This window comes from Parabacteroides sp. ASF519 (assembly GCF_000364265.2).
In the GTDB taxonomy this organism is placed as follows: Bacteria; Bacteroidota; Bacteroidia; order Bacteroidales; family Tannerellaceae; genus Parabacteroides; species Parabacteroides goldsteinii.
On the sequence record NZ_AQFV02000006.1, the window covers coordinates 4898783 to 4912687 of the forward strand.

Below are 13905 nucleotides of genomic sequence, written 5' to 3' on the forward strand. Positions count from 1 at the left end.
CTCTTCCAACAATGTATTTATTATAGACTTAAAACGTCACATCTATCCCTCCCATAAATACCGCTTTCGGCATCGGATAACCTTCGTTAATAGAATATCGTGTAGCTGTTAGATTCTCTCCTTTCACAAACAGTTTCAATCCTTTAGCCTGCGAACCGAAACGGTAAGAAGCACGGGCATTCAATACGGTATAATCTTCTTTCTTATTTTTATCCGGTGTATTTCCAACAGTCGTATACAAATCGAAAATAGACTGCACACTCAGGTTAAAAGTAAAGCGGCCGGGCATATAAGTGGCACTGGCATAAAATTTATGAGCCGGAGCAGCCACTATAGCTTTATTCGTATACAGATAACTATAATTCATATCCAGATTCAAGTTGTTTAAGATCTGATATCCAGTCTCAAACTCAATCCCTTTATTATAAAAGCGCCCGATATTCGACATCTGACGATCCACTACAGAGATCATATCTTTCCCTTCAATATAAAAAGCCGTCAGTTCAGCATGCAAACGATTGTCCCAAAAGTACTGCCCCACAGACAGTTCATAACTCAGCATACTTTCCGGTTTCAAATCCGGATTCGCCTTTGAATAAGGGAGATAGGATATATACAACTCACGCAGTGTCGGACTTCTATATCCTTTCGAAAAAGAACCCTTGATCGTATTACCCTGAAACGGACGAATCGCAAAACCAGCCTGTGGAACCCATTCGCCTCCATAAGCGCTACTATGTTCGTAACGTACGCCGGCATTCAGACTCAAAATATCGAAAAGATCCTGCTGCATGATTGCATAACCGGCTACTTCATTGACCGATTTCTTAACAATTTCTCCGACCGGGCCGTTAATCGTATCATTCCAGGCATGCCCTCCCCAATTCTTATAATCGACACCAGCGGTAAATGTATTTCCCTCCACTAAACGGAAAGACTGGTATAATTGAACACCGGTATTATGATCATCCGAATAAAACAGGAATGAGCGCGGGTCGGCATTAACGGCATGGCCGTCATTTATCTTATGGTGTCCCCAGTTATAGAAAACACGTAATGCTCCGCTAGACTTCTCATGATGGTTCTCCAAAGCGAAAGATGTTGTTCCACGAAGAATATGCATGATATGATCCAGCAACGGACTGGTAATCGCACCCGGATCTTCCGTATTATATTTAGCTAAGCTCAAATTTCCGGTTGCTTTATATTGGTTATTGATCCGATATCCCAAATTAGCAAAACCATTTGTAATATCAAATTTGGAATCAGGCCGGTGACCATCTGAACGGTCGTGATTCACAGAAACGAAACTACTGAAATTTCCGATATTATAGCCATTATTAATCATGTACTTCTGCGTATTGTACGAACCAAACATAACACGTGCCTGCGTACGACGGCCTTCCTGTTTATGCTGGCGGGTGATAATGTTGACTACTCCTCCCATCGCATTTGAACCGTATAATAACGAACCCGGTCCACGGATCACCTCAACCCGTTCAATATCAGAAGCCACATATGTATCAGGCAACGAATGTCCAAAAACACCAGCCCATTGCGGCTGTCCGTCAAACAACATCAACACTTTATTCCCTTGACCTACTCCACGAATATTTACCGTACCGGCCGACCCGTTTGAAACACCAAATCCGGTAATCCCCTTTTCCGTTACAAACAATCCGGGAACACGCTCCGATAACACCGGTAACAAAGCCGACTCACTGCTAGCCTCTATCTGATCCCGGTCTATCACTGAAATAGTAAGGGGAACACTATTCCGGTTTACCTGTATCTTATTTGCAGAAATCACTACACCCTGCAAATTGATCAGACTATCTATTCCCAACGGCTCAATCGGTTCGACCAGCCCGGAGGCAAAGACTGCCGAACCCGCCAGCAGTCCTGAAATAAGTAAAAATCCTTTCTTCATCATTTATTCTTGTATAAGATTTGTCATCTGTTTCCCCATCTAAGGTAACACCTATTTAAATAATCGTGTTACCAAACCGGCAAAAAAATAGACTTAATCCGCCCGGCTCATCACCAATTTACCATGTTTAATTCCCTTTATAGCAGTCAGTTTATCGGCCAATTCCGTCAAACGGTGAGCCGTGCCCATCACAGTTTCGATGTGCAGACAAAAATGCTGATTGATATAATACTGGGAAGACGAGAGTATCACGTCCTGATAGTCTTGCTCGATACCGACAATCTTGGAAGCTATCGCTTTCTTCTCCTGGTCGTACATTATAATAATAGTACCGGCAACGATATGGTTACACTGCCATTTCCTTTCGGCCACGTTCTTTTCTATCAGGAACCGGATCGCTTGCGAACGATTGGCGAAGCCATTTTCGTCCACATACTTATCCAACGATTCCAACAGATTCTCTTCCAGAGAGACACCAAAACGTTTTATAGCCATATAGTGTTTATTTATTTCAAGCGGTAAAGATATATATTTTCTTACCGGTACAAAAGTAGTACGATAATAAAGATATAACATTATACAAATTACGGTAATTTGTACCTATATTACAGATTTATTAACCGCCAATACAGGCACGTTTATAAACATTATTCATTAAAAAAATTATGGAACTGAACAAAGAAAAAAACAAAACAACCATCTCTGTCAACCTGAAACGACGACAGGGAACAGACAACAACCGGGAAACCGCTTTGTACCTGCAAGTGATTTACCGCCGTAAAGTCAGACAAATAAGTCTCCCATACAAACTGCATGAAGATGAATGGGATGAAAACAGACAACTGGCAATAGTTCCCCCAGGATGCCTTCCTGAGCGGTATCTTTATCTGATGGAGATAAACCAAAAAACCAGTGAAGAAAAACAGCGTATGCAAACAGTTATTACCCGGCTTCCGAAAAATAAGGAAATAACAGCCGATATGATCATAGAAAGTTATAAGGCACTTCTCAGGGGGAATACCTTTATCGCTTATATCGAACAAATCATTAAACAATTTGCGGCAGAAGACAGAAATGCCAGTGTAAGGCATTACCGAAGCCTGCATAACAGTTTTCTTAAATACCTGCCGACAGAGAATATCCTACTGAACGATATCGACGAAGAGCTGATAAAAAAATATGAATCATGGCTGATCGAAAGAAAATTGCATCCCAATACGGTTTCTTTTTACATGCGCAACCTGAAAGCGCTCTGGAACCGTGCCGTTAATGACGGAATTATCGAAGCACGTCCCTCACCATTCAGGCATATTAATACCGGTATAGGGAAAAGCACCAAAAGAGCAGTAGACAAGAATGTAATACTCAGCATAGAAAAGCTGGACAGCAAAAAACTATCTGAAAAGGTAATCCTTGCCCGTCTCTACTTTCTTTTTTGCTACTACGCACAAGGTATGGCATTTATCGACCTGGCACACCTGACCGACAAAAATATTCAAGGCGACTACCTGATCTATACACGACATAAAACAGGGGAAAAAATACGTATCAAACTACTGCCTGTCATGAAAAAGATCATCCGGTATGTCCGGCAGAACAAAGAAGGACTTTTATTTCCCATATTATCCGGACCAGATGCTTCATACAGAGAATACGAAAAGAAACTTCGTCTTTACAATGGTGAACTGAAAAAACTGGGGTTACTGGTCAATGCACATCTTTCTTCATATGTTGCACGTCATTCATGGGCTACACATGTAAAAAATCTGGGAGTTCCCGACAATCTCATTTCAGAAGGGATGGGACATACCTCAGTAAAAACGACACATATTTATATCGACTTTACCAAATGTAACATGCTTGATCTGATCAATAAGAAATTGATTACGGGAAAAAGCAGAAAAATCAAGGGTATCTGAAAATAATTCTATAACGGGAAATCTGTCTCTTGGTAAGAGACGGGAAGACACTTTTATTAATTATTAAAACGATACAAAAGTAGTAACATTTTCTAACACAACAAATCTTTTATGATGTTTTTTGACGTAAAAAGCTTATAGTATTCAACGAATATAAGAATACTATTACACATATTTTAAGAAATTGCCAAAGAATACAAATCTTTCGACTTAGTTGTTTTTACTTTTTTTTCTGGTTGCACAAAGAGCATTAATCTACTTATTATCAACACCTTGATTCGTGTTTTAGCAATGTTTAGCTCTTTTTCAAAGCCTCATTTTTCCACACCGGACTCCTGCAATCCATCATTTTCATTGTATCTATCACATTCAAATCCAACAAAATAGAAAACAGTAAAAGAGATTTATCGAACATCAATTTTACCCTGTACGAATACACTATAACCTTTCAAATGTTTTACAACTTGTTTTGCTGGTTTTATGAAATCAAACTCAAATCTCTGTTTTTTGAGTCAAATCATACTTTCTTCCCGTCTCTTACCAAGAGACAGAACCGGAAAATACGATATTGTAATATAGGGTATATGCGAAGAAAATTCCACTTCCTATTGTTTTTGCTCATTGGTTTACCAGTTTTTGTTGCCGGACAACAGACTGCATTAAAAACCAATGCTTTCTTTTGGGCAACAACAACTCCCAATATCGGAGTTGAAGTGGGTATTTCCCACAACATAACCATTGAATTATGGGGAGCATACAACGCTTGGAAATATCCGGATGACATGAAGCTGAATTTATACCTTTTGCAGCCGGAAGCCCGTTATTGGTTCTGCCGTAAATTCGAAGGACACTTCATCGGCATGCATGGTCATTACGGTCATTTCAATATCGGGCAGATCCCCTTCATCTCAGGGCTAAAAGAATATACATTACGTGGCGATCTCTATGGAGGAGGCGTAAGCTATGGCTATCACTGGGCATTCGGCGAACGCTGGGGGATTGAAGCAATGATCGGGGCAGGTTATGCTTACATGAAATATGACAAACTGCGCTGTGCCGAATACGGCGAACGCGAAGGCAGTTACACCCGCACCTACTTTGGTCCCACCCGCATCGGTATTTCATTCATCTATTTCTTACGTTAATATTTCCGGCTTATGAGACGACAGATATATACATTAATATTAATACTGGGTGTTATGCTTTTATTTCCCCTGTCTGGAACCGCGGCAACAAAAGGTATCCGTATCGTGCCGCGCTCCGCCTGGGTGAAAAACGACAGCCTGCATCTTTCTATCCTAATGGACCTGGAAGATGTACAGGTGAATACGTATACAGCCGTTACTTTTACACCGGTATTAAAAAACAAACAAAGTACGCTTGAACTTCCGGCCGTCATACTGACAGGCGGAAGCCGCCACCGGTTCGACAGACGCGAACAGGCCTTGCAGACAAACAAAAGCCGACAGGCCGTTCCTTTCCTGACAATCATTGAAAACCGGCATACTGCCGGTAGTAAAAAAGTAGATTATCTGGTCACGGTTCCCTATGCTGCCTGGATGCAACAGTCGTCTTTATTATTACGTCAGGATTTAAAAGATTGCTGCGATACACAAACATTAGGCATCGACACACTAAGATACCGGTTGCCTTTCGCATCGGCGCTTCACACAGAAACAGCCACCGTCACAAAGGAGCAGAATGAAAATAAAGCAATAACGAAACGCGTACTTCCCCATACAGTCCGTCCTGCAAAAACCGATAATCACGCTACGGCCGTTCTTCCCGCTCCTCAACATATTGAAAAAATAGTATGGAGCAATTCCGATCTCGACCTCTACATTCCGATGGTTTCTTTCCTCACTCCCGATCTCACAGGGTCTGACAAGCACCATACGGAAAGTGCCATACTCTATATCGACTACCCACTGGGAAAAGACGAGATATATCCGGACTACAAAGACAACAGGAAAGAAATCGATAAAATAGACCGTATCCTCTCGCCGCTTTCCAACAATCGCTTCTCCACTTTCGAGCGGATACAGGTACGGGGCTACTCCTCGCCCGACGGTCCTTATGGGGAAAACGAACGTCTGGCACAGGCACGCTCACGGTTGTTTGCCGGCTATATCCGCGACGCTTACGACCTGCCGCGCCACCGCATTGAAGTATCGTCGGTAGCCGAAGACTGGGAAGGTCTGAAAGAGCTGTTGCAGCAGACCCAACCGCCCTATGCCGATGCGGTACTCCGCATCATCAGGAAATACGGCATCTTCAACGGTCGCGAAAAACAACTGATGGACCTGCAGGGAGGAATGCCTTACAAAGATATGCTGCGCCGTTTCTTCCCGAAACTGCGCCGTATCGAAGTTGTGGTAGAATACAATATTAATGAGATAGACCACCAGGATGCCTCCGAACTGATCTATACCCATCCCGACCTGTTGAGCCTGGAAGAGATGTACGAAACGGCACGCTACTACCGTCCCGGCACCGACCAGTACCGCGAGGTTTACGAGATAGCCGCCTTCCATTTCCCTGACGATGTAACGGCCAATGTCAACGCCGCCTCTGCCGTGATGCTGACAGGCGACCTGATCTCGGCCTGGAATTACCTGCGAAAAGTGGAAGCCGATCCCCGTGCCTGGAACAATATGGGCGTGCTCACCCTGATGGAAGGTAATCCCGAAGGTGCAGCCCTTTGGTTCCGCAAAGCGGTAGGCATAGAACCGCGGAAAGCAAGAAGAAATTTACAAATCGCGGAGGGAATGTATAAATGAGCATGCAACGGTTCATACATATTATCCGGGGATTACTGTCGATTGTACTGACAGCCTGTTCGTTTGGCGACGAGCCTGCCATCTGCCCGTACAACACGCGCCTCGAATACTGGTATGCCGGAAGCGGTACACAAAATATGCTGCCTACCTATGTAGACAACCTCCGCCAATACCTGTTCGATGCCGACGGGCAGCTGCTCTCCGAAATCACCCTCAGGGGCGACAGCATAAGCGGATGGCAGGGAGAACTGAAAGACGGCACCTATACCTTCGTCCTTTGGGGAAATCTGGGAGGAACAAACGAACAAATCATAACGACAAAAAGCAATATGAATATAAACGAAATGACACTAAGCGCCGAGCAGCAAGGTATCCCGCCGGGTTACCGCGGCAACACCGACCGGCTTTACTACGGCACCGCAACCGTCGAAGTAAAGAACGGAGCCGCCCAACGCCGGCGGATATACCTGTCGCACGCCCATGCCGCCATGACCGTTACTGTCCGCTGGATGACCGACGAACCGGCAGACGGTATTTTCCGGATGCGGCTGAAAGGTATTCCGGCCCTCTACAGCTTCAACGGCAGCGAAGCAAATCCCGTACCCTCGGGCGACGGCACTTATTCCTTACCTTATATAGGCAACAAGATCGCCTATCATGAAACCCGTGCCGCCATGAACTACGAGGGAGAAGTGATCGGCGAATTCGTCACCTTCCGCTACACCTCCTCCACCCATCAGTTATGGAGCCTCTGGCGCGACGGAGAGCAGATTGTCAAGGATATCGACCTGAACCTGTTTTTCAACAAACTGCCTATGGATATGGATACAAACATGGAACAGGAGTTCGATCTGCTGGTCACGGTGTATGAGAATAAGATCGTTGTAACACAGGCCACGGCATCCGACTGGGATGAAGGGGGAGCGATTGGATAATTGAAAGTTACCGTAATATTAAAAATATAGTGAAATGAAAAAGATTAATTACATGATGTTATCCTGTTTGTTCGTACTGCTGGGGAGCTGTACGGAAGAGGTACAACAAAAAGGCGAACAACCTGCACCGGAGGGCGGAAGCGATGCCATTACACGGCAGGAAGTGACGCTCAGTTTAAAAAACAAACTGGTACTCGACCGGGAGAAAACCAAAGGAGAAACAATCGCTACCGCCGAAGAGAATGCCATCTCGGCCCTCGATGTATATGTGTTCGCTTCCGAAACGGAAAACGGCGATTACTCTTTCATGGAACGGTTCGCCTACCGCAACACTCCAGACGCTGTCCTACCTGCCGGAGCTTCGGAATTACAACTGACGCCGACCGATGCCGACGCCAAAGAAACAACCGGCCTACTGAAAGTGAAGAAAGGACTGTTCGTCAAACTATATTGCATTGCCAACAACACGACACTGGTCGACCCTGCACACGAAGGCCAGCCGGTAGACGATGCGGCATTCGTCCCGCTCGAACTCTCTACTACCGACGATAATAAAACAACAGTAAAGACGCCCGGTGTTCCGCTGGAAACAACCTTCGCCACCTGGCATACACATCTGCTGACAAGCACGGTTCAGGCCGATACGCTGGCTACCCCCCTGGCCATGACAGGCGCACTCATAACTCCGCTCGACCTGACCGATTTCGGCAGCGCGGCACGCGTTCAGGCTGGAATACGCCTCACACGACTCGTCGCACGCTATGATATTATCAATGAAGCGGGAACTTCCCGCTTCATCATCGAGACAGTCTCGATGGGCAACGCACGACGCGGCTCGGACTTATTCCCTATACGACCTTACGGCGATATGCCAGAAGCGAAACCAGACGAACTCATTACAACTCCAGAGCGACGATTCTACGGAGAAAATGCTAACAAGGGGATACAGGCAGGAGCCTTCTACTCCTATCCTTCACCACTTAAAGACAAAGGTTTCTTAATTCTGAAAGGTATGTATAAGATCAACGAATCAGAAAGCAAAGAGGTGTCCTACCGGATTCCTTTCACACAGCAAGCAGCGGACGGCAACCAGACTTTCCTCGAGATTGCCAACAACCACCGCTACACCATCGCCATCACGGCGGCAGACAAATACCACCTCGACTGTACACTCTACGTGGCAGACTGGACGGACGACGGTAGCATCGACGATTTCAAACCCGATCAGGATTCGGGAGAAATCGACGTGACAATTCCCGCCGAATTCACGGACGACACTAAATACGACCCCGACACGCGCTCGGTCAGCATGTCGCTTAAGCCCAAAAGCCAGTTCACCGTGACTACTACCGCCACGGCTAATCTCACCGTTTATAAAAAATATGTAGGCGGAATTGACGCACAGCAATACGACTGGCTGGAAATATCAGAACCAGCCGTTTCCACTAAAGCGGCTTCCATGAATTATAATTATACCTTCTCACTTAAAGAAAATTATACCCTGGGACGTTACCCACGTGCCGTATTACGTTTCACCAACACCATGAACGGCTCGGAAACTACCTTCTTCGTAGAAGCTGTTTCTGTACCACAGGCTGACGTAACACCGCAGGTAGGCGATAACAACCCTAACTCTTTCGATGCTGAAAACAAGCTAGTAAACCTCTACCGCATTACCGGCAGTAATGCACATGTGCGTATTACCTGCCCGGACGGGTCAGAGGTGGAAAGTAAACCCGACTGGCTCGATGTCGCCGTCTACAAACAAAGCGGAGCGGAAACTACCTATTCCTTTACACTCAACGACCGCGATGTTTCCGGCGTTACTGACGATAAAGGCACTGTCGTTTTCTACAATAAAAAAGCGAACGATCTAAAAACGGATATTGTCGTACAACTGCTCGATGCCACTCTCAAACCGGACTTCACCTATCCGAGTCTGAATGATGGAAAAAACAGTTACGAAGCACCTGCAGGCGACACGCCGGGAAACATCAATATGCAGATTTCGGACAATAACGAATTCTCTATCGGGTGTAAATCCATGCTGGGCATCGAGATCGGCTTGGACTTCGACGGAGGTTCCGAATGGCTAAAAGTAAAAGGCGCTCCCGTCACAAAAGCTCTCAATGAAAATACCCAGTTGACCTTCTCGTTAGACAATGCAAAGCTGAGAGGAGCGAAAAAGGCGACCGTCACACTCAAAAACAAGATTGGCGGCGAAAACACCGTCTTCACCGTATCACCGATATTCCCTGTCCCCACCGTCACTTTTGTCAGCGGAAGCAACTCGCCCACCCAAAACACGATGACGGGCACTGACATCAAATTGTATCAGGTGAAAGGATCGCAAGTTAGTATCAAAGCAAATGCACTGGGTGGTACCTGCGTCAAAAATATCGAAGGCGACATTACCGTTGAGGCGGCCGACGATTATGCTGTAGAAAAGACCTATGTGGTCACCTGGAAGAGCGGTAACTCTGCCACTTTCCAGATTGCTAACAAATCGGACGAGACAAAGGCTACTACTACGTATACGGTAAATGCACCGGCTACGACAATTGAGGCATCAAACCTCTATGTAAAAGCGGCTAACTCTGGAAATACAAACATATCCGTCACTTCTCCTGAAGGAGTTAAGGCAACTGTATTGAATTGGAACAAAGGCGATCAATGGTTTGACATCTCAACAGACCAAACTACTGGAAGCGGTGCTAAAAATATTGTAATCACCCAACGCAATAATATAAACGCGATAATGAAATCTGTTACCATCCGACTGACCAATAAAATAGCAGGAGGAGCATCTAAAGATATTACAGTGACTCCGAATGGATTTGTAGCGCCTACATTATCAGAAAGTTCCAAGACATTCGATAATTTTAGTAAATCGTACTCGACGACTACAACATTTACTGTCTCCTCACCCGGAGGTTCTAATTACGTCAAGATGACAAATGAAAGTGTGGCATCAATTTCAAAAAGTAACAACAAGTATACCATTACATTAAAGGATAAAGGTAGTACAGTTATTACCATCGCCAATGCATCCAGTACAGATCTAACGTCTACTTATACATTAACAGTAAAAGCATCAAAGAACTACAATGGAAAAACTGCATATATATATGGCAATTATCTGATTGCTCCTGAAGATGCAGCAAGTAGTATAGCCCTAAAAGATGTCGATAAAACAATCTGTTCCAAACAGACTGGTGCAACTTGGCGCATTCCGACATCGAGCGAGTGGAGAACAATATTGGGAACCAGCGGAACAAATGCATTACCATCATCATCTGCTCTATGGCAAGATTGGTATAATAAGAATCTGTTTGTATTGACCCTGGGAGCATATGCTTCTATGACCAGTTATTTCAGTTCTGATTCTGAAACGATGAGATTTTTTTCAGGAGGTGCGAATGTAGCTACTGAAAATAATCAGAATGCAATTGGACACGTTCGTTGTATCACTGATAAATAGAAAACAAATAACAAAAACGGCAAGCAGGCTCCGCCTGAGCGATCTTTGACATGATGGGATTGATAGGAAAAAGATAAATCTGTTTCTAATCAAGTGTTGTAAAAACAATGAGACTAAACTGATTCTATTTTGAAAATATTTTAATCAACTTGTATTCTATATCAATTGAAAACAATACCTTTGCCTACATAATTCAACAATCAAAACATATTAATTATGAAAGACAAAGGAGAAATTATTGTTTATCAATCTGAAAACACCTTACAATTAGAGGTTAGAATGGAAGATGAAACCGTTTGGCTGACCCAGGCACAAATGATAGAATTATTTCAAAGAGATCAATCAGTTATAGCCAGACACATCGGAAACATTTTCAAAGAAAAAGAGTTGGATGAAAAAAGCAATATGCATTTTTTGCATATTGCAAATTCAGATAAACCGGTGAAGGTCTATAGCCTCGACGTTATTATCTCTGTTGGCTATCGAGTAAAGTCACAAAGAGGTACTCAATTCAGGATATGGGCGAACAAAGTACTTAAAGAATATATGTTTAAAGGATATGTTATTAATCAACGCATAAACAAAATAGAAGTGACTATTTACACAAACCAGATACCGAAACAGTTATCGTTGGATTTGCAGCGTCACAACGCTCAATATGATCCAATCGACATCCAATTGTTTAGACAGTCGCACGACCGTTTCCTGATCATAGATGAAAAAGAACTTTACCATATCGGTACTTCCTTGAAAGATTTAGGAAAGAAATGGTTCGCTTTCTCTAAAATACAATTAGATATAAAAGAATTACTAAATCATTTATAAAACAGAAACTCCCTTCTTATTTCTTTTCCCTGTCAATCGCATCTGTAACCTAACGACAGATGCACCAATCGTTACGCAGCCCCCAGCAAGGGGTTGCGCAGCTTTTTGTGTGCGTTTGTGTAAACAGCCACCCCGGGACAGTTTCCCGGACAGGTTCCGCCCGAGGGCGACATCTGGTTCCGCTTCGTGGGCGGAGGTGGCTACTGAACAATTATTAGGTAAAACCTATTGTTTTCGTTTAGATAAAGATTTATCCATAATAACATGTGCTTTTACAAAAGGCCTCTACGAAATACGTGTAGAGGCTGAAAGTAATAAAGAATTAGCATTAAAAAAACGGAAGCCGCTCATACCACGACTTCCGTTTCCATCATCTTATACTCTTACCTTAATCTAATAACTGTATATCATCTAAAAGTTTCTTCCGGTATCCCACCATAGACGGGTCCCACAATTGTCGGCGCCACCCAATGCCTTTGTCAAAGCAGCATACTGCTCGGGATTGGCTGTTTGGATGCCGACAAAGAAGTTTAGTCTGCGCGGTCCCAGATTTGTATCGATTGTTCCCTGGCTGTCGTTCACCAAAACCGGGAACAGCTTAGGATAACCAGTGCGCCTTTGTTCGGCCCAAGCCTCACAGCCTTCGGGATAGCAGGCAATCCATTTCTGGGTAATAATCTTTTCAAGTTTTTCTTCGTTTGAAGCAGCGTTGTCCCATGCAGGAGTTACCTGGCTCATAGCTTCTACATTGAAAGCAGCATTGAAAGCATCCTGATAGCCTTTCGGCGTTTTCGTACTTTCCAGATATACGGCAACATCTTTAGCTCCCCACTGTGCAAAAGAGGCTTTAACGCCGTTTTCATAACAAGAACCCGGATTTTCGGAAGACCAACCTCTCAAAGCGGCCTCTGCACGCAGAAACCATACCTCGGCTGCTGTCATCAAGATAGCATTAGACGTCTGTGAAATAGTACTTTTCGAATGCTTGCTGTAATTTTTATGGTTGAACCCTGTTCCCTGGCGGATTCCTTTATAAGTTCCCTTCACCGGAACAATTTCAGTGCCTTCGCCACCAGCCGCTCTATCAAAATACTTCGGCAAACGGGGGTCATCATAACCACCCAAATAAGATTCCATGTTCGCATTCAGAAATACTTCACCCCAGCCTTTATTGATTTCACCAAACGGGTTATTATAACCGGTTCCGTCGGTAGAAACAGCTACGATATCGTTATCTTCTTCCAACAAACCTCCTGCATCCGTCAAAGCTTTCTTGGCTTCTGAGGCTGCCAGTACGGGGTCGGCCATGGCAATACGGATAGCGAGACGGAGGCGCAACGAATTAGCAAACCGTATCCATTCGGCATACGTACGTTTGCCCTGCGGCATCAGGATATCAAATTTGGCAAAGTTTTCCACATCCGGATTTGCTTCCATATAGGCACGTATCAAGCCGATTCCGGCATCCAAGTCTTCAAAGAATGCCTTATAAGCCTCAGCCTGTGTATCCGGCATGGAACCAGTCTTCGAACCAAACTGTGTATAGACGATAGGACCATACAAATCAGATACACGGTGCATCAGTTCAACCTTCAATATCTGGGTAATACCATAGAAAGAAGGATAATCTTTCTCCGTCAGATCTTCGGATTTCTGAATCTCCGTCATGATATATCCGTAGGTGTTTTCCCAAAACGAACCGTTCCATCCGTCCTGCATATTATAGGTTGTGTTCCCACGCCCTTCATTAAACGGATTGAAGTCGTGCACATAACCGGAAAACATATCAGCACCCAGGTTCTGCATTACCTGGAACGGCCAGTTCTTACCACCACCCCAGTCGTAATTAAAATAAATACCCTGCTGAACTACTCCCAGAGGAATACCGTATTTATTGAACTCCTGCTCTTTCGATTTATCCGGGAAACCGGCCTGGTTCGTATTATAAGATTCAAAATCATCCGTACAAGCTGAAAAACCGATCAATCCGCCCAGAAAAATTGCGGCTATATATTTATAATTCTTTTTCATAATA

The 13905-nt window shown here is 44.2% G+C and carries 9 protein-coding genes; 6 read left to right on the top strand and 3 right to left on the bottom strand.

What is annotated here, in order from left to right; all coding sequences use genetic code 11:
* Positions 1-28 precede the first annotated feature (28 nt).
* The gene (locus C825_RS19670; RefSeq protein WP_010799843.1) at positions 29-1930 is read right to left on the bottom strand and encodes a TonB-dependent receptor plug domain-containing protein; all 1902 of its coding nucleotides are present in this window, start codon (positions 1928-1930) and stop codon (positions 29-31) included.
* 93 nt (positions 1931-2023) lie between these two features.
* Positions 2024-2425: a nickel-responsive transcriptional regulator NikR gene (nikR, locus tag C825_RS19675; protein ID WP_007652978.1), complete on the bottom strand. Its 402-nt coding sequence runs from the start codon at positions 2423-2425 to the stop codon at positions 2024-2026.
* Between the two features lie 170 nt (positions 2426-2595).
* Between nikR and C825_RS19680 the strand changes: the two genes are divergently transcribed.
* The 6 genes from C825_RS19680 (at position 2596) to C825_RS19705 (ending at position 11870) form a co-directional block, all read left to right on the top strand.
* A complete protein-coding gene (locus C825_RS19680; RefSeq protein WP_010799844.1) occupies positions 2596-3849 on the top strand; it encodes a site-specific integrase in 1254 nt (417 codons plus the stop codon).
* A gap of 584 nt (positions 3850-4433) precedes the next feature.
* Positions 4434-4994 carry a DUF3575 domain-containing protein gene (locus tag C825_RS19685; RefSeq protein WP_289303613.1) on the top strand — a complete coding sequence of 187 codons (561 nt, stop codon included), beginning with the start codon at positions 4434-4436 and terminating at the stop codon, positions 4992-4994.
* A gap of 12 nt (positions 4995-5006) precedes the next feature.
* A complete protein-coding gene (locus C825_RS19690; RefSeq protein ID WP_044214535.1) occupies positions 5007-6629 on the top strand; it encodes a DUF3868 domain-containing protein in 1623 nt (540 codons plus the stop codon).
* A gap of 2 nt (positions 6630-6631) precedes the next feature.
* A complete protein-coding gene (locus C825_RS19695) occupies positions 6632-7564 on the top strand; it encodes a FimB/Mfa2 family fimbrial subunit (protein WP_010799848.1) in 933 nt (310 codons plus the stop codon).
* A 34-nt stretch (positions 7565-7598) separates the two neighbouring features.
* Positions 7599-11045 carry a hypothetical protein gene (locus tag C825_RS19700; RefSeq protein ID WP_010799849.1) on the top strand — a complete coding sequence of 1149 codons (3447 nt, stop codon included), beginning with the start codon at positions 7599-7601 and terminating at the stop codon, positions 11043-11045.
* 216 nt (positions 11046-11261) lie between these two features.
* A complete protein-coding gene (locus C825_RS19705) occupies positions 11262-11870 on the top strand; it encodes a virulence RhuM family protein (protein WP_007652969.1) in 609 nt (202 codons plus the stop codon).
* 411 nt (positions 11871-12281) lie between these two features.
* On the opposite strand, the gene C825_RS19710 is transcribed toward C825_RS19705, so the two are convergent.
* On the bottom strand, positions 12282-13901 hold the full coding sequence (locus C825_RS19710) for a SusD/RagB family nutrient-binding outer membrane lipoprotein (RefSeq protein WP_007652968.1): 1620 nt from the start codon (positions 13899-13901) through the stop codon (positions 12282-12284).
* Positions 13902-13905: the final 4 nt, after the last annotated feature.